The organism is Peptoniphilaceae bacterium AMB_02 (assembly GCA_036321625.1).
GTDB classification, from domain to species: domain Bacteria; phylum Bacillota; class Clostridia; order Tissierellales; family Peptoniphilaceae; genus Microaceticoccus; species Microaceticoccus formicicus.
In genome coordinates this window covers 565,038-589,283 of the sequence record CP143259.1, presented here as the reverse complement: position 1 = coordinate 589,283, position 24,246 = coordinate 565,038, and the positions used below count along the sequence as shown (strand labels likewise).

Sequence of the window (24,246 nt, the reverse complement as noted above, 5' to 3'; positions counted from 1 at the left end):
TACTGATTTCTTTACATACCTAATTATATACATTTGTTATAAGTATTAACAATTAATTATTTTTATGCAATACACTTATTAATAAGAAACCTTTATAATCCCCCCTGGCATATAATTAAAATATCCAATAAAAAGCCTGACTAACCAATCTGGCTCGCCAGGCGCTTATTTATCTAATTAATTAAAGTCTTTCTACTTTACCAATTCTGATATAGTTGAATTACGGATTGTGCTGGTTCCACCGACAATCATAATTTTTTTAACATCCTTCACATTTAAGTAGTCTAAAGTGACTTTTGGAGCATTTGTTCCTTTAGTTAACAATATAGGAGCATTTTCAAGGTGAGTTACAGATCCAATAACAAGCGCATCTGCAAATATTTCACCTGAGGCAATAAAAGCTTTATTAGTACTGCTATAGGTATATTCAGCAATTGCCTTTGCAGTTTCATATCTATCTTTTCCTGAAAGCCTTGTAACATTCCCTATAAGTTTAGATTGTAATGAAGTACTGATGCTATTTTCTCCACCGGCTATTACAATTTCATTTAAGCCATTTCCTAAAATACTCATCACTTCTTCATCTATATCATTTAGTTTAACTAAGAGTATAGGCATATCTTCTTTTACAGCCAATTGTGAACTACTCAGTGCATCAGGAAAATCTTCACCCGAGCTAATTATTGCTTTGGAGATAGACCCTTTTATTTCAATAATTTTCTTAGCAATTGCCGCAGAAGTCTTATACCTGTCAGAACCGCTTAACCTCTCAATCTCTAGCCCTAATGCTTTTAATTCGTCTTCAACTTCTTGACTAATGGAGTTTAATCCACCAACAATAATTATCTTCTCTGCACCCAATCTTTCAATTTCACTTCTTACAGAATCATCTAATTTATCATTTGGATTAAGTAGCATTGGTGCTGATTTCAGCTTGGCAAGAAGACTTGCCGATAATGCATCAGGATAGATATCAGCCCTTGCTAAAACTACTGTTTCAGCACTTCTAAAGTATTTATTTGAAACTTCTATTGCCGTTAAAATCCTATCTTTGCCGGCAATTACTTCAGATCCGCGACTTGGTTTTTGTTCTTGCACCTTGTCATCTATTAAATTGCTGTCATTTACATTCCCTATTCCGGTTCCATTAGTAGATTCCTTTTTATATTGAGCTGTAAAGCTAATATTCTGCTTAATAATATGCTCAGCATCTAAATCAGGATTCCATGGAGTTTTGGCTATTGCATAACCTTTATTGGGCACTATCTTTGGAATTTCTATACTACTCAATTTTACATTTGACGCTATCTTAACGAAAAATCTGCTTATACCATTCAGTTTTCCATTACTTCCCGCTTTAAATATAACTTCTGCATAACCTTCAGGAACCTGAGAATCCGAATTATCGACCTTAATGATATCTTCTTTAGGCGTTTCATCATTAGTCTTTTTGATGATAACTTTAAGCTGAGCTTGAAGATTATCCGGATTCGATACGCCTTTAGGTGTAGTTAATGTTCCTTTAAATACATACTCTCCAGTCGTAGCTGTGTATTCCGGCGTTCCCTCATCCCATGTTACGGGATATCTTTCCGTGAATTCATTATTGTTATTTTCTTCTCTTATTTTACCTGAACTCTTCATAGAGCTCAGATGTATAGGTATGGAGCTAGATTCATCAACTGATTTTTCTTTAAGAGTAATAATCAAGAAATCTTCTTTATCCTCAGGGATTATATAATTTCCGTCAGAATCTTTTTCTTTTAGTTGTATTCTGTTATAGTTTTTGTAAATATATTTAAACGCTTTACCTTCGGACCAATCATAATCTTCAGTGTAAGAATGTCTATTAACGAGATCGTATTTCTGGGATTCAACTTTTATTTCAACAGATCCGGTGGTTCCAGCATTACTAACTTTTAGATAACCATCTTTAAATTCGTATCCATAATCAGTACAAGCTTCGCAATCACCTTGTAGTTTAAACTCAATATCTTCTTAATTATTTCGCCTTGTTCATCAACTACCTTAAATACGATATTCTCAGGATTGGCGTAAGTCTTATTATCCGATGGAACTATAGGTTCATCCGGTTCCTCAGGTGTTTCACCGATTTTCTTCAAATTAATAATAAGCACATCTTTTTCTGCATCATTTAAAATGTAATTCCCATCCTCATCTTTTGTACTTAATTTAACTCTTCTATTGGATTTTTCAACATAATCTATGGTATTTCCGCTTGGCCATTCATACTTCTCATAGTATTTATGAGTATTTACCATCTCGTATTCTTCTGAGTTAAGACCTATGCTGATAATCCTTTGTACTCCATGGGTTTTTAGACTCAGGTAACCATCTACGAATTCCATATCCGGTACTGATCCGTCTTGGTTATCGGATGATCTAGTGAAATTCAAGTCTTTTGTAATCAAATTACCTTTTTCATCTACTACTTTAAACCTTATCTCAGTATCGTTAACATATTCTTCTCCAACTATAGGTTCATCTGGTTCCTCAGGTGTTTCACCGATTTTCTTCAAATTAATAATAAGTACGTCTTTTTCTGCATCATTTAAAATGTAATTCCCATCCTCATCTTTTGTACTTAATTTAACTCTTCTATTGGATTTTTCAACATAATCTATGGTGTTCCCGCTTGGCCATTCATACTTCTCATAGTATTTATGAGTATTTACCATCTCGTATTCTTCTGAATTAAGACCTATGCTGATAATCCTCTGTACTCCATGGGTTTTTAGACTTAGGTAACCATCTACGAATTCCATATCCGGTACTGATCCGTCTTGGTTATCGGATGATCTAGTGAAATTCAAGTCTTTTGTAATCAAATTACCTTTTTCATCTACTACTTTAAACCTTATCTCAGTATCGTTAACATATTCTCCCTCAAAATCTATTGGAGTATCAGGGTCTTCAGGTTCTGTAACTTCTATATCTTCTAATCTGACACCGACAGTTTCAGGCAAAAAATCATGTGCGTTGGTACCTTTTAAAACTTCAATATCTTCAAACTTTTCTATTTCTACTACCTTCGATTTGATTTCAGTATCTTGGTCCGGATTATCGAAATCATAGTAATACTCATTTACTTCTCCCGTATGGAAAACAGGATTTCCTGCAGAGAAAATATCTTTAATATTCAAACCCGAAATAGGTGACCAATCACTGATCTTATTGTTATTTGCATATAATGTATTTAGTTGACTCATGTCTTTTAACGGTGTTATATCGCTAATATCATGTGATTGCATACTTAAAAACTTAAGATTCTCAGCTTCTTTTAATGCTTCAATATTTTTAATTGTAGGTTTTTTAGTGCCGGTTACATAATCATACTTCATGCTTCTACTTATATCTAAATACTCCAGTTTATTCATTTTAGATAATGCACTGATATCTTCTAAATCATTATGACCTAAATCAAGGTATCTCATATTAGCCAATTCACTTAGTCCGCTAATATCGGTTAGGGCACATGAATAAGCTACCAATGATTCCAATTTAGTCAAATTCGAAAGAGCATCCAAATTCCCTACCTTAATGGCGTGCATATCCAGAGTAGTAAGATTTCTTAGATTCTTTAAAGCTTCTATGCTTTTTAGTGTCGTATTATTTCTTATATCTAAGTACTTTAAGTTTTCACAACTAGCAATAGGATCTAGACTTTTTGGTTGTTGGTTGACAAGTGATAACCACTCTAGGTTTTTTGCATATTGTAAACCTTCAAAATCGCAAATAGTTTTACTATTTGCGATCTTTTTATCCCAATAAGATATCGAGGATTAACATTACTACAAATCCAACCATCACTCCATAGGTAGCTTCTCTCTCAAAACCACCCGAATGAGTCTCCGGTATGATTTCGTCCGATATTACGAATAACATTGCACCTGCAGCAAAAGCCAGTATGAAACCCATCAGAGGCTGGAATGTTCTTATTAAAACGAGTCCTAAAAGTGCTCCGACCGGTTCAATCAAGCCCGTAAGTGCAGCTACCCAGAGAGAAAATCCTTTTGAATACCTTTCTCTTCTTAATGCTAAAGCAACCGCCAATCCTTCAGGAAGATTCTGTATTCCGATTCCCATTGCTATGGTTACTCCATTACTTATATCTCCCGATCCGAAACCTACTCCGGTAGCAAGTCCCTCAGGAAAATTATGAAGTGCAATTGCTATGACAAAAAGCCAAATTTTACGAAGTGATCCGGAATCTCCACCTTCTGCTTTTTTATTTAACAAGTGAACATGAGGAGAGTGCTTATCCATAAAGTCTAAAAAGATTCCTCCCGCAAGTATTCCTGCAGATGTAATCATAACAGCTTTAAAGTCCTTTCCTCCAAACTCAATACTTGGTAATATCAATGAAAAAGATGTAGCCGCAAGCATAATACCTGCTGCGAAACCAAGTAAAATATCAAGCAGTCTTCTGGAGATATTTTCTGTAAGAAGAATTGGGATTGCACCAAGACCGGTTGCAATTCCTGCAAAACCAATTGATAAAAACATTATAAGATTATTACTCACATCATCACCCAATAACATTATACTTCATAATTTAAAGAAAATAAAATATTCTTGAGTTGCTGAAATTTTTTAAAAAGTGATATATAATTATTTTATAATAAATTGGAGGTAAAAATGATTAAGATAATTACAGATGATGGTGCAGACGTACCTGTAAGGTATGTCGAGCAGTATAATTTGGACATATTACCGATAGCGATAAATGATGGAGAACATGAATTTTTTAATGGTGTAAATATAACAAAAGACGATGTATATAATGGAATGAGAGAGGGCAAGGTCTATAAGACCGCGCAAGTTACGCTTTCTAAACTCATCGAAGTATTTACAAAATACGCTAGTGAGGGAGTACCTGTCATATACTTACCGCTATCTTCAGGAATATCGGGTACTTATAGTACGGCTGTGATTGCCATGAACGATGTGTTGGAAAAGTTTCCTGACGCAAAGATAGAAGTTGTCGATTCACTATCTGCGACCTTTGGAGAGGGAATGCTTGCAATTAAATTGGCAAAACTGAGAGACAAGGGCATGGAATTTGAAAGTCTTGTTGAAAAGGCAAAAGAACTCAGATATTATCAAGAGCATATATATTCAGTTGACACCTTGGAGTACTTGTACAGAGGCGGCAGGGTTTCGAAGGCATCCAAGGTAGTAGGCGGACTGTTAAATATAAAACCTATTCTGGGACTTGAGAAAGAGAAAGGAACTCTTAATTCCATTGATAAAGCAAGGGGAAGTAAAGGGCTATTCAGCAAAATACTTGAAAATATGAATAGATTATCTAAGGATGGTGAGTTTAATCCAAAGCAAACCATAGCTATTTGTCATGGTGACTGGGAAGAGGAAGCACTGAGATTAAAAGAGTATCTGGTAAAAAATGCAGGAATGGCGGAAGAGGATGTTATGATTTCATTCATTGGACCCGTTATAGGAGCTCATACCGGACCGGAAATACTAGGTGTATGCTTTAGCACGAATCCTGACAGTGAAATAGATTATTTTTAAGCTGAAAATTCAATAGTAATTAAAAATCCTCTTTGTAATTTATATTCAGATTAAATTTAAGGAGGATTTTTATGATTAAAGGAATCGATGTAAGTATTTGGAATGGCAGAATTGACTGGAAAAAAGTTAAAGATAGTGGAATAGGATTTGCGATGATCAGGTCCAGTTATGGTGATGGCAGCTCTAATTTCATAAATACTGGTATAGATGAAAACTTTGAGTACAACTATGCCGAATCAGGGAATGTCGGCATCGCAAGAGGTGTTTATCATTATTCTTATGCAAGATCTGTGTATGGAAGCTAAGAAAGAAGCAGAGTTCTTTTTCTCCAGGATTGCCGGTAAAAAGTTTGAATATCCAGTAATCTTGGACATTGAAGACGATAAAGTTCAAGGACATCTAAAAGGTGAAAAGCTAACCGAGATTGCAAAAACTTTCCTGGAAATAATTGAAGGGAAAGGCTATTATGTGGGTATATATAGCTCTAGATACTGGTTTGATAATTATCTGCTTATGGATAGATTATCCGATTATGATGTTTGGCTTGCAGAATGGTGTAATAATCCGGGGTATAGCGGAAATTACGGCATTTGGCAATACAGTTCTACCGGCAGTATAGATGGAATAGAAGGATATGTAGATTTAAACCAATCTTACTTAGATTATCCTCAGATTATCAAAGGTGTAGGTCTAAATGGATTTAATAAGGTGAAGGATTCAGAAATAGATATAGATCTTATCATTTATTCTAATCCTATGGACAGAATGGCTGCAGAAATACTCTCGGGTGCGAAAGGAGTTCCACTATATTATAATGAAAACCGTGCTTTAAACGGTGTAAATTATGGGAGTGCCTTGCACGTGGGATCATATACCGGAAATAATAAGAGGATAAAAAAAGTTATATCCGGAAGAGACAGGTTTGACACCATTAAATTGGTGATGAAGGAAGTTGATAAAACATAGGAGGATTACATGAATATTAATGTTAAAGACTTATTGGTAAGAATGCTTTTTTCAATGGTTGCGATAGTACTGGTGTCCTTTTTTACACCGGGAATCAGAATGTATGGCGGAATTAAAACGGCACTTATTGTCGGTCTGGTAGTTGGATTCTTACACGCTTTCTTAAGTGATATTTTAAATATAAGTGGAGAAGCAACTAAAAGAGGACTAACTGCATTTTTAGTTTCAGCAGTGGTACTTTATGTAACCGGAAAAATCATCCCGGGTTTTAGAGTTACACTTTTCGGATCTCTAATAGGCTCTATCGTGCTTGGAATTGTTCAAGGAATACTTCCGCAGAGCAAATTAAGAGGATAATAATAAAGACGTTATCTGGATTTTAAATCAGACAACGTCTTTTTTTATTTCGTTTCTTTTATCTTCTCAAAAAACACATTCTCACAGTTTACATAATCAAACAGGTCGAGATTGTCATTGGTCAAGGACAATCCTACATGTACTTTCATATATAGGTTTTCTAGAGAGATGTCATAAGCAGGGAAGACGACTGATGAATCTTTTATCTTTTCTATGGACTCATATCTCTCCACGCCTGAGGTGAGCTCACCGATAAATATAGGGATATCATACTCTTCTGCTTTTTCAATAAGTGCATTTATAGACTGATCAATATAGACATCTTGTGAGTTTACGGTGCCGGAATGATAAACTCCACAAACTATAGCATCGACTTTCTCATCTATTTTAAAATAATCGTATCTCAGTCCTACATATGGATGAATTAGGACTACTCTACTATCCATTTTTATCTTTTTATCGTATTTAAATTCATTGGCGTTGATTTCTTCAATCTTCGGGTTTAAGCTTGAGGAATTAATATAGAATTCACTGTCCGCTATAACACCAAAATTGATATTCTTAAAGCTTTCATATGCATCTATAACTTGGTTCATCTGTTTTACCCTTGATCCCAAGTGTACTTGCATCACATCTGAGTGATTTCTATAAACAACATATACGCCCTTTGTGCCAACTTTTTCAATAAAGTCAAGTGCTGCCAGGAAATTTGAAATCCCGTTAGCCATAGGATTGGATAGCGGATGATTGCTTGACACCATTACAATGGGTACACCGCAGTTCCCAAAAATCATGCTTAAGAGATTAGCTGTAAAGGCAAGAGTATCAGTACCATGTATAAGTACAACACCGTCGTATTTGGAAAAATTAACTGTATATAGAAAGTCCAAAAGACTATTTAAGTTCTCAATGGTCATATTTTCGGACAAAGTATACATAGGTCTTTCTACGGTTAATGAATGATTGTATTTCTTAATCCTAGTTGCAACTATTTCATAATCGTATACCTTTTTCTCATTTACCGCATTAAGGGATCTAATTTCACCCATTGCACCTGTGGCAAAAGTACCACCTGTTTCAATAACTAAAATTTCCTTCATAAAAGCTCCTTTCAGATATTAACTAAAATCGAGTTTTTGTCTTTCTATGCTCACAGCCAAAACCAAACCTATACCAATCAGGTTGATTAGCTGGAATGTACCACCATGGCTCATAAAAGGCAATGGAATCCCGGTAACCGGCATTATACCGATGGTCATGCCGATATTTTCGAAAATATGTGCAAGGAGCATTCCTGCAACACCCATTGTAACGAGAGAGCCATATAAATCTTTACTGTTTTTTGCAATAATAATAAATCTATGAAGCATCAGTCCATAGAGGACTATTAATATAAAAGCACCAATAAATCCGGTTTCTTCAGCAAGTACCGGGAATATATAGTCGGTTTGTTTTTCCGGGATGAAATTGTTCTGTGTTTGAACACCTTTAAATAGTCCCCTACCGGTCCAAAGACCTGAACCTATAGCAATCCTACCTTGAAGAGACTGGAAACCTGAACCGGTAACATCCCTCGTCGGATCTAAAAAGTCCAAGATTCGATTTTTTTGATATTGGTCCAGAAAAGGATAGGCAATTGGTGCTGAAATGAGTCCTGTCGCAACAATTCCTATTATATATTTATAGGACATACCGGCAGTGAAAAGCATGACGCCGATTATAAAAACCGTTACCCCTGCTGTTCCAAAGTCTTCCTTAGCTATCAGAGCAACAGGTAAGAGAGCCACGAAAAGTACTTTTAATAAAACCAGAGGTTTATTTAGATTTTTGATATTGAGTTCAATATATCGGGCTAGTGAAATAATAAGTCCAATCTTTACGAATTCCGATGGTTGAAACTGTATGGGACCAAGTTTTAGCCAGTTGTCTGCACCCCATTCTTCAGCTCCGGTTCCAAAAAAAGTCACCAGAATCATCAGAAACAATGAAACCAGGTAAATTGGCATATATAAGTCTTTAATAAAGTCGTAATCTATAAACAATATTAGCAAAATAAGCACGAAACCTAGGATTGTTGCAATTATTTGCGATCGTACCGGATTATAACTTAGACTGAGGCTTGCGCTATACAGTATTATAAGCCCAAATATACAAAGAGTTACCACTAGTCCCAATAGCGGTAAATCCAATTTCAAAAAGTTTTTCTTTCTTAGATTTATCATAGTAACCTCCAAAGTTTAGAAGCTAATTAAAAATTTATGTATCGCTTTCATTATAACAGAGCCGGTCACTCTATGCCAGTTTTATAGACTATAAAAAAGGTGTAAATATTTAGATGAGAGTAAAGATTTAATTGCTTTAACAGGTTAACTGAATACTACGAAAACGGTGTAAATAGCGATTTACGAGTTGTAAATAATTGTTTAAAATGTTTACAAAGTGAAGATTTTTATATATAATAACAATTAGCTAATAAATCAAACGATTTTTAGAAAATCCTACAAAATCGTAAAACAATATTACTAAAACTTAGGAGGCTTTCATGAGCGTACATGAATTAAAGAATTTACAGGCACAAGTTCAACAATTAAAGGATGATGGAGTTTACAGAGTTCTTCCTGTACTTGGTGGTCCAAATAAACCCGAAGTTACACTAGACGGTAAAGAAGGAGTTATAAACCTTTCAGCTAATAACTATCTTGGATTTGCTACAAACGAAAGAATGAAAAAAGCTGCCATCAATGCTATTGAAAAATATGGAGTTGGAGCAGGTGCTGTAAGAACAATCATAGGTAATATGGATATTCACGAAAATCTTGAAAAGAAACTTGCTGAATTCAAGAGAGAAGATAGAGCATTTGTATTCCAATCAGGATTCAACTGTAATGCAGGAACCATTCAAGCTATAACAGCTAAGGGTGACCTTATTATATCTGATGAACTTAACCACGCTTCAATAATAGACGGAGTTAGATTAAGTAGAGCTGATAAGAAGATCTTCAAGCACAGCGATATGGCTGATCTTGAAAGAGTACTACAAGAAAATAGAGATAATTATGAAAACTGCTTGATCATAACTGACGGTGTTTTCTCAATGGACGGAGACCTAGCAAAACTTCCTGAAATTGTTGAATTAGCTGAAAAATACAATTGTATGACCTATGTAGATGATGCTCACGGATCAGGAGTACTTGGCGAAAACGGAAGAGGAACAGTAGACCATTTTGGACTACATGGAAGAATTGACTTCGTTATCGGAACTCTTTCAAAAGCAATCGGCGTAATCGGTGGATACGTTGCATGTAACGAAACAGCATACCAATGGTTAAGCCATAGAGCAAGACCAATTCTTTTCAGTACGATGTTAACACCTGCAGATACTGCAGCTGCCACTGAAGCTATAAATATACTACTTGAAACAGATGAATACCAAAAGAAACTTTGGGACAATGCTAAATACTTCAAAGAAAAACTTGGTAAATTAGGATTCAATACAGGAAATAGTGAAACACCTATTACTCCTGTAATCATCGGTAAAGAAGCAGATGCGATGGAATTCTCAAGAAAACTTAAAGAAAACGGAGTATTTACTTCAGCTATCGTATTCCCAACAGTTCCACTAGGAACAGGAAGAGTAAGATGTATGCTATCAGCAGCACATAGCTATGAAGAACTTGACAAAGCTGTAGCTGTATTTGAAAAAGTCGGTAAGGAAATGGGCTTAATCTAAGCACGTATTTGAAAATAATAAAAGTGGATACAAGTACAATGTACTTGTATCCACTCAGACTGAAGACAAACCCTGATTAAAAATCAGGGTTTGCTCTATTTTGACAAATCTATTAGCAAAGTTCAATATTTTTCTTAAAACACCATTATTTTTGGGGGCAGTGCGAAATAATCTCTGTAAATTATTTATTTCCTATAATTAGTTAATGTTTATGAGGGTGGATTTTACTGCCCTCATTATTTATTTATATATCAAGCTTGATATATTGTCAATTTTTTCTTTGCAGAGCCGGCAGTGCGAAATAATCTCTGTAAATTATTTATTTCCTATAATTAGTTAATGTTTATGAGGGTGGATTTTACTGCCCTCATTATTTATTTATATATCAAGCTTGATATATTGTCAATTTTTTCTTTGCAGAGCCTGAGGTAAATAATAAGAGGAGCCACCGAAGGGGACCATTGATAAGGGTTCTAAAAAATGGTACACTAAGCCGACGAAGGCAAAATACATACTTATCAGTCTTTGCTTCGCCTTCGGTATTTACCTTGCACCATTTTTTAGGTTCTTTGTCAATGGTGGCGGAGTGTGTTAGTTCTCTAAATCATGCATTATTCTCAATTCTCCTACTATTGATCCCCAACTTCTTAATGGAATATTCCATTTCTTTGCAATTATATTTGTAGCTAAGTATAGTGCTTTCATCAGTGACGTAGCACTTGGGAATACTGATCTATTACGGTTTAACCGTCTGTATGAGCTATTTAAACTCTCTATAGCATTCGTAGTATATATTATTTTTCTAACTTCCTTAGAATACTTAAAGATTGGCGTTATTGAATTCCACTCCCTTTCCCATCTATCCATTGATCCTGGATATTTTTTATCCCATGCTTCAGCTACTTTCAAACGATTCTTATTTGCTACTTCTTCGTCAGGTGCGTGATATATTGTTTTTAAATCATTTGCAAATTGTTTTCTATCTTTGTACGATACGTATTTTAATGTGTTTCTTACCATGTGAACTATACAGGTTTGCCACTCAGCTTTTGGATATGCCGCTGATATGGACTCTTCTATACCTATTAGTCCATCTGAACAGATAATGTAGATATCTTTTACTCCTCTGTTTTTTAGGCTATTTAGGACTCCTAACCAGTATTTACTACTTTCGTTTTGTCCTACATATATTCCTAATACTTCTTTAAGCCCATCTTCGTTTATTCCGAGTATTATATATGCTGCTTTCTTTGATATTAAACCCTCTTCTTTAACAGAAAAGTGAATAGCATCAATGAACACTACAGGATAAGTCTCTGACAGTGGTCTTTTTTGCCAGTCTTCTATTTCCGGCAGAATTTTGTCGGTTATGTCTGAAACCAGTCCATCACTAACTTCAAATCCATAGATATCATAGATTTGTTCAGATATTTGTCTAGTACTCAAACCTCTTGCATACATTCCTATTACCTTATTTTCTATCTCAGATATGTCTTTTTGTCTCTTTTTTACAATTTGAGGTTCAAAGCTTGAGTCTCTATCTTGAGGTACTGATATTTCAGATTCACCCATACTTGATCGTATTCTTTTAGTTTTGTATCCATTTCTAGAGTTTTCATTGTCACTTCTTTGGTTTGTTTCATATCCTAAATGGTGCTCCATTTCGGCTTCTAACATGCTTTCTATAGTATCTCCTAGTAAATCCTTAATAGCATCATGTATGTCCTTTGCTGACTCAATTTCATACTCATTGATTAGATAAGATATGATTTCTTTTTTTCCTTCACTTAATTTTTTTCTTCTTGCCATTTTAAAAAGCCTCCTATGTTATTTTTATTTTAACTAATCATAGGAAGCTATTCAATATTTACAGACTTTTTTTTCGCAGTCTCGCAGAGCCTGAGGTAAATAATAAGAGGAGCCACCGAAGGGGACCATTGATAAGGGTTCTAAAAAATGGTACACTAAGCCGACGAAGGCAAAATACATACTTATCAGTCTTTGCTTCGCCTTCGGTATTTACCTTGCACCATTTTTTAGGTTCTTTGTCAATGGTGGCGGAGTGTGTTAGTTCTCTAAATCATGCATTATTCTCAATTCTCCTACTATTGATCCCCAACTTCTTAATGGAATATTCCATTTCTTTGCAATTATATTTGTAGCTAAGTATAGTGCTTTCATCAGTGACGTAGCACTTGGGAATACTGATCTATTACGGTTTAACCGTCTGTATGAGCTATTTAAACTCTCTATAGCATTCGTAGTATATATTATTTTTCTAACTTCCTTAGAATACTTAAAGATTGGCGTTATTGAATTCCACTCCCTTTCCCATCTATCCATTGATCCTGGATATTTTTTATCCCATGCTTCAGCTACTTTCAAACGATTCTTATTTGCTACTTCTTCGTCAGGTGCGTGATATATTGTTTTTAAATCATTTGCAAATTGTTTTCTATCTTTGTACGATACGTATTTTAATGTGTTTCTTACCATGTGAACTATACAGGTTTGCCACTCAGCTTTTGGATATGCCGCTGATATGGACTCTTCTATACCTATTAGTCCATCTGAACAGATAATGTAGATATCTTTTACTCCTCTGTTTTTTAGGCTATTTAGGACTCCTAACCAGTATTTACTACTTTCGTTTTGTCCTACATATATTCCTAATACTTCTTTAAGCCCATCTTCGTTTATTCCGAGTATTATATATGCTGCTTTCTTTGATATTAAACCCTCTTCTTTAACAGAAAAGTGAATAGCATCAATGAACACTACAGGATAAGTCTCTGACAGTGGTCTTTTTTGCCAGTCTTCTATTTCCGGCAGAATTTTGTCGGTTATGTCTGAAACCAGTCCATCACTAACTTCAAATCCATAGATATCATAGATTTGTTCAGATATTTGTCTAGTACTCAAACCTCTTGCATACATTCCTATTACCTTATTTTCTATCTCAGATATGTCTTTTTGTCTCTTTTTTACAATTTGAGGTTCAAAGCTTGAGTCTCTATCTTGAGGTACTGATATTTCAGATTCACCCATACTTGATCGTATTCTTTTAGTTTTGTATCCATTTCTAGAGTTTTCATTGTCACTTCTTTGGTTTGTTTCATATCCTAAATGGTGCTCCATTTCGGCTTCTAACATGCTTTCTATAGTATCTCCTAGTAAATCCTTAATAGCATCATGTATGTCCTTTGCTGACTCAATTTCATACTCATTGATTAGATAAGATATGATTTCTTTTTTTCCTTCACTTAATTTTTTTCTTCTTGCCATTTTAAAAAGCCTCCTATGTTATTTTTATTTTAACTAATCATAGGTAGCTATTCAATATTTACAGACTTTTTTTCGCAGTCTCTTTTTGGGTGGCTTTTTATCTCTTTTACTTAAGATTATTGCTAACTTTTTCATATTTAGGGTCGCAAAAGTAAGTGCTGCTTTCATATCCATTTTCTTTATACCTACCATATTGGTATATCTAAATCCATGATATTCCTTTGCACTCCCAAATTGCCTTTCTATTGTTTCTTTTCTCTTTTTATACTCTGCTTTCCCTTTATATGTATACCGGTATTCTTCTGAGATATCAAGATAATCTTGCCAGATATGTCTAGTTATTATCTTTTGGTGTTTTTTACTACTTGTACACCTTCCTAGGTACCCACAGTTTACACAGATCTTTGGGTTGCTCTTGTACTGCCTATATCCTTCTCTATTTGTGGTTGAGTATTCTAATACTTCATTTGCTGGACAAAGGTAACAGTTGTAGTATTCGTCATACACAAAATCTCTTTTGTAGAATGGGTTTTCTAGTTTTGCTTTTGTTTTTTGCCTGGTGTATGGAAATACTGGAAATACTCCATCATCAAACAGTTCTTTCGCTATTGCCGGGAATTTATAGCCTGCATCCATAACTAGTTTTTTAGGGTTCAATCGTTTTAACTTTTCATCAAAGAAATCTTTAAATGTTGTTCCATCGTGTAAGTTTCCAGGATATGATTTAAAACCTAATATCCATCCATTTTTATCACATGATGTCTGTACGCTGTATGCAAATACTTCTTTATGTTCACCTTTATGGAATAGTCCTGCTTCAGGATCTGTTGTGCTTTTTGTTACTTCTTTTAGTTCTTCATCTTTATCTTTAGGATCAAATGGCTTTTTATCATGTTTTTTTCTATCTTCGTTTATTTCTTTTTCTAGCTTTTTTTGATAGTATTTTATCTCTTTTTTCACTTTTACTTTAACAACCTTATACCTATTGGCATGTGCTTTAACATGTGTTGAGTCAACAAATTGGATATTTGTATCAACTAAGCCTTCTTCAATGGCTTGTAGTAGTATGTTTTGAAAAATATCTTCAAATATGTTTGTATCTTTAAATCTTCTTCTGTAGTTTTGACTAAAAGTTGTGAAATGAGGTATTTTATCGTAAAAATCAAAACCTAAAAACCATCTGTAAGCAAGATTTACTTCAATATCTTTAATTGTTTGTCTCATGCTTTTTATGTTGAAAAGGTATTGGATTAAGGTAATCTTAAGCAAAACAACGGGATCTATACTAGGTCGTCCGTTATCAAGACAGTACAAATCTTCAACTAATTCATATATGAAATCAAATTTAATGTATTTATCTATTTTTCTAAGTATATGATCTTCGGGAACCATTTGATCTATTGAAATCATTTGAACTTGATCAACTTTGTTTTTAGAATTTTTAAATAGCATATTAACACCTCTCTCTTAGTGTTATATATACCCAAAACGGCTTAAACTACACATAATATGGCATTTTTAGAACAAAAAAAGCACAGCTAGAAATTTTTTCTAGCTATGCTTTGTCAACAGTCTGGATCGCAAATAGTAAAACTATTTGCGATTTTTTTATTATAGTATTGAATTTAAGTCTACGGCTTCTTGACCAAAAGCACTTGCTACTGCCGGATGCACATATTTCCCTTCTGCAAGGTTAATACCTTTTGCAATAGATGGGTTATCAATAGCTGCCTGTCTCCAGCCTTTATTTGCTATCTCAAGTGCAAATCTGGTCGTTACATTCGAAAGAGCATAAGTTGCTGATCTTGAGATTGTACCTGGTATATTTGAAACAGCATAATGAATGATTCCATGTTTTAAATAGGTAGGTTTGGTATGTGTAGTAGGTTTATCTATTGTTTCCACGCAGCCTCCCTGGTCTATGGCTATATCTATAATTACCGAACCCGGCTCCATGGACTTAACCATTTCTTCGCTTACGACTTTTGGAGTTCTTCCTCCGGGAACCAGTACCGCCCCGACCAATAAATCTGCTGATTTTACAGCCTTTCTTACATTATATTCATTTGAGTATACAGTCTCTAATCTGGATCCGTATATATCTGCCAATTGAGCAAGTCTTTCGACATCTATGTCCAGTACAGAAACTCTCGCTCCGATACCTACAGCAGTTCTTATTGCACCTGTTCCGGCAACACCGCCTCCTACTATAACTACATGTGAAGGCTCAACTCCGGGTAGTCCTTGTAATAACTTTCCTTTTCCGCCGCCTGCTTTAGTTAATAAGAAAGCACCTTCTTGGATGGCCATGCATCCACCAATCTCACTCATGGGTTTTAACAATGGCAATTTACCATTTACTTCTATTGTCTCAAAACCTATTCCTGTAGCGCCACTGTTAAGAAAAGCATCTACTAAAGCTTTATTTGCAGCTAGGTGAAGATATGCAAATACTGTAAGTTTTTCATTTAAATATTTAAACTCTGATTCAACCGGGTCTTTAACCTTATATATAAAATCTGCATTTGTCCATACTTCTTCCGCAGTATCCACTACTACCGCTCCGGCTCTTCTATAAGATGCATCATCTCTTCCTATTCCAATACCGGCATCCTTCTGTACTATTACTTCATGTCCGGCTTTAATAAATTCCTCAACACTATTTGGTGATGCACTTACTCTATATTCTTGATCTCTAACTTCTTTTGGTATTCCTATTATCATAATTAATCCTCCTTAACAAAAATACTTTATCACAGTATAGGCTCATATGTCAAAGAGAAATTTATATTTTTTAAATCTACGGTTTAAAATTTAAAAAGGCATATTGATTTTTCAACACACCTTTTAATCCCCTCACAATTTAACTATATTTTGAGGTTTTCCATTTAAGTAAGCAATGGTATTATTAAATGCGATCTCTGCTCTTCGCAGCATTGCCTCCTCCGTCAGATAGGCAATATGCGGAGTCAGAATAGTATTCTTTGGTGCTAAAAGCGAATAATCAGATGGAATTGGAGGCTCCATATCAAATACATCAATGCCTGCCCCTGCTATCATTCCATTGTTCAATGCATTTGCCAATGCCTCATTATCTACAACTCTTCCTCTTGCACAATTTATGAGAATTGAATCCTTCTTCATTTTAGAGAGTTCACTTTCTCCTATAAATCCCGCTGTTTCATCATTGGACGGAATATGCAGAGATACAATATCAGATTTTTCAAGAAGCTCATCCAGAGTCACATACCTTCCACCGATATCTATGAATTCACTTTTTTCTGACTTGCTAAATCCTATGATTTCTGCACCGAAAGCACTAAATAGTTTTGCAGTTTCGATACCGATATTTCCAGTACCAATGATTCCTACCACCTTGCCTCTTATCTCCCTGCCGGCCCTACCGATTCCGCCGGTTCTAACCACCTCATCGCCGGTTTTAATCTGTCTATACAAATCTATTACCAAACCGATTACAAGCTCAGCTACAGAAATATCAGAATACCCTGAAGCATTGCAGATATCTATGCCTTTTTCACTTGCTATATCGGTTGCAACATGGTCTATTCCGGTAAAAGCTACATTTATAAGCTTTAATTTATCCAGTGATTTGATTACATTATAAGGCAGTGGATTATTGGCTATCATTAATATGTCCGCATCTTCAGCTCTTGCAATCATCTCCTCTTCTGAATCTGTTTTATTATTGTAATATTCAAACTCATGCCCTAGTTCAGATATCTTTTGACCATACCGGTGAATTAAATCTTCCTCTATTCCGAGTGGCTCAATCAAATTTACTTTCATAAAACCTCCCATTATTTATTGAATGCACTATATCCTACCAAAACACCGTCATAGTCGAGTTCTTCAAGAGCAGCTTTAGTTATCCCTATAATATCCTTCGAAGAAATGACTCTATAGTTTAACCCCTTTATCTTTGACTTAACATGTTTTGCGATCATATTGAGTTCACCTTCACTTAATGACTGTTTAACATCGTCAGATGAACCGGCAATATTTTTCTTTAATTTCTCTAGATCAAAAGGTTCAATCCCGCCTCTTCTTTTCATGACAAGCACTTCATCATTACCGATAAAAACTCTGTTCAATATCTCAAGCTTAAGCTGATCAAGAAAACTTGTTAACTCGATATTTGAGTATTTGTTGTCCAAGATATATTTAGCTATTTCGTCAACCATTATATTTATTTTTTCGTCCTTCATCTCTACACCTCCTAGAATTCATTTACCCTCATAATAGATTATTAAACTTAAAAATCTTGATCTAACTAAATTATATAAAAATAGTAATCCGGTACAGTTTATTTAAGATTAAAAAGTATTTTGTTAATCGTATTTTTCTACACATAGTATACTAATCAATATTGTTGAATTTATTAATTCATCTAACAGAATTCACTCATATTTTTCCTATTATAATTATATCTTACTTTGTTTAATAGAAGTTTGATTTTTTTGTATCTTATATTTTTATGACATTGCGATAATTGTTATTTTTCAACTTTTTTGATATAATAGGTTAAGAAATTTTAACATTTGGTGCCTGTTTGTAGAAGAGTCCATTCTATATTATAATTCCTGATTAACTCGTTCATTTATTGCTTTATCGCTAGTTAACGATTGCATAACTTGTTAAATTATGATACTATAAATACCGATAGAGTAGAGTATTATAAACTACTTATCTGTTTTAGGAAGCGGGGGGAGGACAATAAAATATAGTGATTTATTAAAGGTGATGATTGAAACAAGTGGAGTGTTCATTAAAGAGTACTCCAATGCATTGAGCTATGACCCTAGTTATATCTCGAAATGGATGCATGATGTAAACTTACCTGTCAGAAAAAATGCTGATAAAATCAATAGCGTAAGTGCTGAATTTTTTGCAAATGTCTTATGGGAAAACGGTAGTCTTGAAAAGTTAAAATCAGCTTTTAGCAAAACAGAGATAAATTTCCCTGAATCTATTAATAGCAAAAATGATTTACAGGAATTCCTTGTAAGACTTTTCAGTTCGTCTTATATCGAGTCTGCTCATCCAATAAATAGAGAGTATATGAAGTCGGTACCAAACCTACCTCATCTTAACGCTTATGTATCAGATAGTTTAGATGAAATTTTGGGCCTATTACACTCTCATTGTAAGTACATGGTACATACCAAGAAAGTACTACAAATTTTTTCTACCATGCCTACAAGTTTATTAACTGAAGTTATTGCATCTCATAACGACTCATATTGTATGTTGTTCAGAGCTAAACAAGTTGAACTTAATTACTTCATACCCTATGATGCGTCAACTCTTGAAAGTCTAGTACAGATGACTGTAATTGCTCATGTACTTAAAACTTTAAATCCGGAATCCAATATCAAACTTAGGTATAGCGATATTCAATATACGACTCAGTTTGTTTATACACAAGGTTGTTATTTCCTATTTAGAATGACATTTGGAAATAAAGACTTATATTATTTAATCGATAATCCACATTTGATTCAAAAGTATGAGATCTATCTGGAATCTTTAATAGAGTCTTCAGAAAATGCCGGCAATATAAACTCTAAGAAGCTTACAGAAACTAAAGATTTTGTAAAAGTTCTGACCGAATCAGACAATTACGTCTTCTCTGGAGATGATTTTTTATTGCTTCTTACTTTGATGTCTAAAGATGGTACCTATGGTTTTAAATGTAAGCTTGAAGATGAGCTTGTATTTGCACTCAGAAGTACCTTTAGAACCCTATTAAGAGAAAAACGTATTGATTTTTACATCAGTGAAGATGCACTTACTAATTTTGAAATTCTGGAAAATAGTTGTATCTATGAAAAAGAATATGATGTGCTTCCGGAAGACGTTATCAAGCTGGCATCTGATTTGTTCTTTACTATCGAAGGTAATGACGATGTGAAGTTCCATATTTACAGTGGTTCAAATATACTAAGTACCTTTAATATGAATTCTCTCATATGTGATAGATTTGTAAGACTTGCATATTTTGGTTCGAAGAGTAGAAGCAGTTATGGGGATATCATGTACTCTGAAAACTCTGTACTTATTGATAAAGCAAGAGACGATTTTGTGAATAGTGTTTCGGGTTGTATAAATAAAACTTTGACTCCTAAAGAGATGTACGAATTTATGAATTTTAAGTTATTACAAAAAGATGCTGATTGAGATTAGAAACTCTCAATCAGCATTTTTATTGCTGCGATTAATGCCATTGTTACAAATACAGGCTTGATGAATTTTGCTCCCCCTTTTATCGCAATCCCTGAGCCTAAATACCCTCCGAGCATCATAATCAGAGCAGTTGGTATTGCCCAAAGATAAGCAATCTTTCCATTGATGGCAAATGTGACGAGTGCTGCAAAATTGCTCGTTAAATTTAGCACTTTGGAATTTCCACTGGCACTTACATAATCGAATTTAAACAGTTTTACCAAGCCAAAAATAATAAAAGATCCGGTGCCCGGTCCAAAAAATCCGTCATAAAAACCCAGACAAAGTGCAAATAACATTCCTTTGAATATTCCTTGTCTATCTATTTTTTCATATTCATTGACCAGACCTTGCGATTTTGAAAAAAACGAATATATTCCTACTACTATCAATAAGACCATAATCATCGGTTTTAAAAACTCAGCATCCAGTCTTAGTACTAATAAAACCCCTAAAACTGAACCTATCAATGAACATGGAATCAAATACTTTAAAAAATCAAAATCAACCTTACCATTTTTATAAAACCTCCATGTACTAATAAAAGTACCTGTGCTCATACCGAATTTATTTGTCCCTAGAGCATAATGCATAGGAAAACCAGACATTATAAATGCCGGTATGCTTATTATTCCTCCACCGCCGGCAATAGCGTCAACAAAAGCTGCCATAAATGCACCGGGAAATAGTATCATCCAATTAATATTCATCATTTTTCTCCTTTATTTAACGATTCAAGATTGAGTAGTTCACTCTTTAATTCTAAGCCCCCACCAAATCCGACAAGACTACCATCTTTGCCGATTACCCTATGACATGGTATTAAAATCATCAATGGGTTTTTATTATTAGCTCCGCCTACTGCACGCACAGCTTTTTCAGAGCCAACCTCTTCCGCGACCTCTTGATAAGACCTAGTCTCACCATAAGGAATATTTAATAATGCATTCCAAACACTCTCCTGAAATTTAGTTCCATTATAAACAATCGGTACAGTAAAACGCTTTAACTCTCCTTTAAAGTACATTTCTAATTCTGCTATGCAGTCTTTAATCGGTTCCGATAGATACTCTTTAGAGTCACTCGGAATATCTTTCTCATCTGTAGACAGTCCGGTGATAAAACCATCCATTTCTAAAATATAAAACTTCCCTAAATAATTTTCATATATATAGTAATTCATACTTACTCCTTTACCTTTGTTTAAATACTCAAGTATACAATATAATAATTCAATATATTTTATCTTCTTATTCACTATTATATAACATTAATTTGAATAACACATTATATTACTGCTTTACTTTTATTGATTGAATTGTGTATAATTAAGCTACGGTCTTAAAGCTGATAAAAAATGCAATTATATTATTTTTTATGATGAAAAAAATTAATTTTATTAACATTTTTATAGATAGTTTTTATTGAGCTTTACCCGGGAAAGGAGTTATGATGGAAAGATTAATAATACCGGATGGCTATAAAAGTAGTCTGGACGTAGTAAAAACACAAAAGGCAATAAAAGAAATAAAGGACTTTTTTCAAACAAATTTAGCTTATGCACTAAACCTTAGTAGGGTTTCTGCACCTCTTTTTGTAAAAAGGTCTTCAGGTTTAAACGATAATCTTAGTGGAGTTGAAAGACCTGTTTCATTTAATACATTGGAAGAACAGGATTCTGAACTGGAAATTGTGCAATCACTAGCTAAATGGAAGAGAATGGCTCTATTAAAATATGACTTTAAGCCGAATACGGGACTATATGCAGATATGAATGCCATAAGACGTGATGAAATATGCGATAATACTCACTCATACTATGTAGACCAATGGGATTGGGAAAAAGTAATCACCAAAGATATGAGAACAATGGAATATTTGGAAATGGTCGTAAAGAAAATCTATGGGGTTTTCGTTCAAACCGATGATTTCATTGCATACCACTATCCGCAATACAGTCACTTTTTACCACCTGAAATATCCTTTATTACATCCCAGGAATTGTATGATTTATACCCGAACCTTACATCTGAAGAAAGAGAAAATGCATACGTGAAAGAAAAAGGAGCAATCTTCGTATCTCAGATAGGTCATAAGTTATCTAGTGGTAAACCGCATGACGGAAGGGCTCCCGACTACGATGACTGGAATCTAAACGGAGACATAATAATATATAACCCTATACTGGATTCAGGTTTAGAAATGAGTTCAATGGGAATTAGAGTAGATCCAAGTTCTCTTATAAGGCAATTAAAAGAAAAAAATGAGATGAGAAGACTGGAACTGGAATATCATTCTATGCTCGCAGACGGTAAACTCCCTCTTACAATTGGTGGAGGAATCGGACAATCCAGAATGTGTATGTTATTTATGCAAAAAGCACATATCGGTGAAGTTCAAGCTAGTATTTGGCCTGAGACTATGATGCGTGCATGTGAAAATGCCGGAATTCACTTACTATAAAAAAACATGGTAACTCTAAATTTTGAGTTACCTTTACTTTTTGAATCCTAAATATTTTTTAATACTTGTTGGTAAGTCGACCCTGTAACTAAGTAGAGGTCACAAAAACAGGTTAGGGTCGACATACCCGGGAATTGGTTCAAACAATTATATAATTACTTTTTTCATGCATATAGTTTTTTTATCAACTTATGAGCCATGGTCTGAATCATCATGGTCGAGTTATTTCTGTATTGAACTCCAGAAGCAAGTACTCCATGTATATGAAGATTTTCCAAACTACCATACCTTGGTGATATCGAAGTTTGATCTTCAGGTCTTAAAATTAATCCTCCATATTTATCAATAGCAATATACCTTTTATTTAGCATTTGAGCAAGTAATGGATTTTGTTTCTCTATATCTGTCATGTACATATCCAAACCTGTTGCATTTACAACTAAGTCTGATTGAGCCAATACTTCATCAGTGTCTGTACTTTTTTTAATAATATCGAATACTCCACATCCATACTCTACAAAATCAACACCTTCAATGAACTTAAGTCTTCCTACTTCCACTGCATCAATGAGAATTTCAGCTGATGGCTGAGGAAGCGGGCTTCTATTTAAACACATGAAAGGATGATATTTGCTTCTAAAATTAAATCTATCCTCATTGGTCATGGAATCCCAAACTCTATTAAACACCATATTTAACGGAGGGAGTAGTGCTTGGACGACAGCCAAATCATCTGGCTCAGCTATATTCCTTTTTAATCCCTCTATTCCTCCTTGCATATGATTTTTTAAGAACTCGGTATAATTTATATTTTGGTATACTAATTCCTTTTCAAACAATTCATCAAATTCTTCAAATTTTATTATTCCATTGCCTTTTTTAATTATTGATTCTACTATATCCAAATTGATATGCTTAATATTTATTTGAACGGGATCAACTCTAACCGTCGGCACCATATTAGTCCTGGAGAACATATACAGCTTCTGAACATTCCTTTTTGTAAGCAGATAAATTGCCACATCCACAGCGGTCAGTCCTGCCCCTATAATGCATACAGACTGATCTGATTCTATATCAGCCAGTTTTAGCTCGCAAGGATAAACTTCATTATAGTATCCCGGACTGCCACCCAGTTTATAAACATCATGCTGACCTAATTCACCACAACACAAATGAACTCTATCGTACTCAATATTGCTTCCCGATTCTGTTCTTATCTCCCATGTTTTAGTTTCAGGTAGATACTGAACAGAACTGATTCTCTCATATATTTTATTGGCTTTAATCTTATCAATTGTCTCATTAAGTCTATCTAAAGTATATTCACCAAAAGTCGATCTCGACGTATATTCATTAACGGTAAGTCCCTTTTCTTTATGCCAATTAATCAGATCCTCATTATCTTGATAATCATAACTTATTTTACCTGATTTTAAATTCAATATGATTTCTTGTGAATCATCTCTATACGGGTAACCCTTACCGAAACTGTCTTTACTGTCATAACAATCAATTGTATAATCACCAGGATTTGTTTCCTTGGCATATGCTGCTGCAACTGCCATTCCGCTAGTCCCCATTCCAATTATTGCTATTCTTTCCAAATTATCACATCCTTAATTTATACTTCATATACAATTATATTT

At 34.3% G+C, this 24,246-nt stretch carries 21 protein-coding genes; 7 read left to right on the top strand and 14 right to left on the bottom strand.

Going from position 1 to position 24,246, the window contains the following annotated elements:
- Positions 1-192 precede the first annotated feature (192 nt).
- The 3 genes from VZL98_02755 to VZL98_02745 all read right to left on the bottom strand — a co-directional run bounded on the left by VZL98_02755 (position 193) and on the right by VZL98_02745 (position 4,527).
- On the bottom strand, positions 193-1,710 hold the full coding sequence (locus tag VZL98_02755; protein WVH63893.1) for a cell wall-binding repeat-containing protein: 1,518 nt from the start codon (positions 1,708-1,710) through the stop codon (positions 193-195).
- Positions 1,711-1,919: 209 nt separating this feature from the next.
- Positions 1,920-3,530, bottom strand: a complete 1,611-nt coding sequence (locus VZL98_02750) for a hypothetical protein (protein WVH63892.1) — start codon at positions 3,528-3,530, stop codon at positions 1,920-1,922.
- A gap of 250 nt (positions 3,531-3,780) precedes the next feature.
- Positions 3,781-4,527: a ZIP family metal transporter gene (locus VZL98_02745; protein WVH63891.1), complete on the bottom strand. Its 747-nt coding sequence runs from the start codon at positions 4,525-4,527 to the stop codon at positions 3,781-3,783.
- Positions 4,528-4,659: 132 nt separating this feature from the next.
- Between VZL98_02745 and VZL98_02740 the strand changes: the two genes are divergently transcribed.
- The 4 genes from VZL98_02740 (at position 4,660) to VZL98_02725 (ending at position 6,876) form a co-directional block, all read left to right on the top strand.
- Entirely contained in the window at positions 4,660-5,553 is an 894-nt protein-coding gene (locus VZL98_02740) for a DegV family protein (GenBank protein WVH63890.1), read from the top strand.
- 71 nt (positions 5,554-5,624) lie between these two features.
- On the top strand, positions 5,625-5,858 hold the full coding sequence (locus VZL98_02735) for a GH25 family lysozyme (GenBank protein ID WVH63889.1): 234 nt from the start codon (positions 5,625-5,627) through the stop codon (positions 5,856-5,858).
- Positions 5,848-6,519: a GH25 family lysozyme gene (locus VZL98_02730; GenBank protein WVH63888.1), complete on the top strand. Its 672-nt coding sequence runs from the start codon at positions 5,848-5,850 to the stop codon at positions 6,517-6,519. Before VZL98_02735 ends, VZL98_02730 begins: the two co-directional genes overlap by 11 nt.
- A 9-nt stretch (positions 6,520-6,528) precedes the next feature.
- Positions 6,529-6,876: a phage holin family protein gene (locus tag VZL98_02725; GenBank protein ID WVH63887.1), complete on the top strand. Its 348-nt coding sequence runs from the start codon at positions 6,529-6,531 to the stop codon at positions 6,874-6,876.
- A 44-nt stretch (positions 6,877-6,920) separates the two neighbouring features.
- Here the strand turns inward: VZL98_02725 and VZL98_02720 are convergent, their stop codons facing one another.
- Both VZL98_02720 and rodA read right to left on the bottom strand, forming a co-directional pair.
- Positions 6,921-7,976 carry an asparaginase domain-containing protein gene (locus VZL98_02720; GenBank protein ID WVH63886.1) on the bottom strand — a complete coding sequence of 352 codons (1,056 nt, stop codon included), beginning with the start codon at positions 7,974-7,976 and terminating at the stop codon, positions 6,921-6,923.
- Positions 7,977-7,994: 18 nt separating this feature from the next.
- Positions 7,995-9,098, bottom strand: a complete 1,104-nt coding sequence (rodA, locus tag VZL98_02715) for a rod shape-determining protein RodA (protein ID WVH63885.1) — start codon at positions 9,096-9,098, stop codon at positions 7,995-7,997.
- A 320-nt stretch (positions 9,099-9,418) separates the two neighbouring features.
- On the opposite strand from rodA, the gene VZL98_02710 reads away from it, so the two are divergent.
- Positions 9,419-10,606: a glycine C-acetyltransferase gene (locus VZL98_02710; protein ID WVH63884.1), complete on the top strand. Its 1,188-nt coding sequence runs from the start codon at positions 9,419-9,421 to the stop codon at positions 10,604-10,606.
- 591 nt (positions 10,607-11,197) lie between these two features.
- Here the strand turns inward: VZL98_02710 and VZL98_02705 are convergent.
- The 6 genes from VZL98_02705 to VZL98_02680 all read right to left on the bottom strand — a co-directional run bounded on the left by VZL98_02705 (position 11,198) and on the right by VZL98_02680 (position 18,117).
- Positions 11,198-12,415, bottom strand: a complete 1,218-nt coding sequence (locus tag VZL98_02705) for an IS256 family transposase (protein WVH63883.1) — start codon at positions 12,413-12,415, stop codon at positions 11,198-11,200.
- A 258-nt stretch (positions 12,416-12,673) separates the two neighbouring features.
- On the bottom strand, positions 12,674-13,891 hold the full coding sequence (locus VZL98_02700) for an IS256 family transposase (GenBank protein ID WVH63882.1): 1,218 nt from the start codon (positions 13,889-13,891) through the stop codon (positions 12,674-12,676).
- A 51-nt stretch (positions 13,892-13,942) separates the two neighbouring features.
- A complete protein-coding gene (locus VZL98_02695; protein ID WVH63881.1) occupies positions 13,943-15,343 on the bottom strand; it encodes an IS1182 family transposase in 1,401 nt (466 codons plus the stop codon).
- 159 nt (positions 15,344-15,502) lie between these two features.
- The gene (gene ald / locus VZL98_02690; protein ID WVH63880.1) at positions 15,503-16,615 is read right to left on the bottom strand and encodes an alanine dehydrogenase; all 1,113 of its coding nucleotides are present in this window, start codon (positions 16,613-16,615) and stop codon (positions 15,503-15,505) included.
- Positions 16,616-16,747: 132 nt separating this feature from the next.
- On the bottom strand, positions 16,748-17,698 hold the full coding sequence (locus VZL98_02685; protein WVH63879.1) for an NAD(P)-dependent oxidoreductase: 951 nt from the start codon (positions 17,696-17,698) through the stop codon (positions 16,748-16,750).
- An 11-nt stretch (positions 17,699-17,709) separates the two neighbouring features.
- Positions 17,710-18,117 (bottom strand): ATP cone domain-containing protein, encoded by a 408-nt coding sequence (locus VZL98_02680; protein ID WVH63878.1) that lies wholly within the window; start codon positions 18,115-18,117, stop codon positions 17,710-17,712.
- Between the two features lie 535 nt (positions 18,118-18,652).
- Between VZL98_02680 and VZL98_02675 the strand changes: the two genes are divergently transcribed.
- Positions 18,653-20,089, top strand: a complete 1,437-nt coding sequence (locus tag VZL98_02675; protein WVH63877.1) for a hypothetical protein — start codon at positions 18,653-18,655, stop codon at positions 20,087-20,089.
- A 2-nt stretch (positions 20,090-20,091) separates the two neighbouring features.
- Here VZL98_02675 and VZL98_02670 read toward each other — a convergent pair whose 3' ends face one another.
- Together VZL98_02670 and VZL98_02665 are read right to left on the bottom strand one after the other, a co-directional pair.
- Positions 20,092-20,844, bottom strand: coding sequence for a TSUP family transporter (locus VZL98_02670; protein WVH63876.1), 753 nt, complete (start codon positions 20,842-20,844; stop codon positions 20,092-20,094).
- Complete coding sequence (locus VZL98_02665; protein WVH63875.1) at positions 20,844-21,317, bottom strand: methylated-DNA--[protein]-cysteine S-methyltransferase; 474 nt, start codon at positions 21,315-21,317, stop codon at positions 20,844-20,846. The genes VZL98_02670 and VZL98_02665 overlap by 1 nt, the downstream gene beginning before the upstream one ends.
- 269 nt (positions 21,318-21,586) lie before the next feature.
- Between VZL98_02665 and asnA the strand changes: the two genes are divergently transcribed.
- Positions 21,587-22,597 carry an aspartate--ammonia ligase gene (gene asnA, locus VZL98_02660; protein ID WVH63874.1) on the top strand — a complete coding sequence of 337 codons (1,011 nt, stop codon included), beginning with the start codon at positions 21,587-21,589 and terminating at the stop codon, positions 22,595-22,597.
- Between the two features lie 164 nt (positions 22,598-22,761).
- On the opposite strand, the gene VZL98_02655 is transcribed toward asnA, so the two are convergent.
- Positions 22,762-24,204, bottom strand: coding sequence for an FAD/NAD(P)-binding protein (locus VZL98_02655; protein ID WVH63873.1), 1,443 nt, complete (start codon positions 24,202-24,204; stop codon positions 22,762-22,764).
- Between the last annotated feature and the right edge of the window lie 42 nt (positions 24,205-24,246).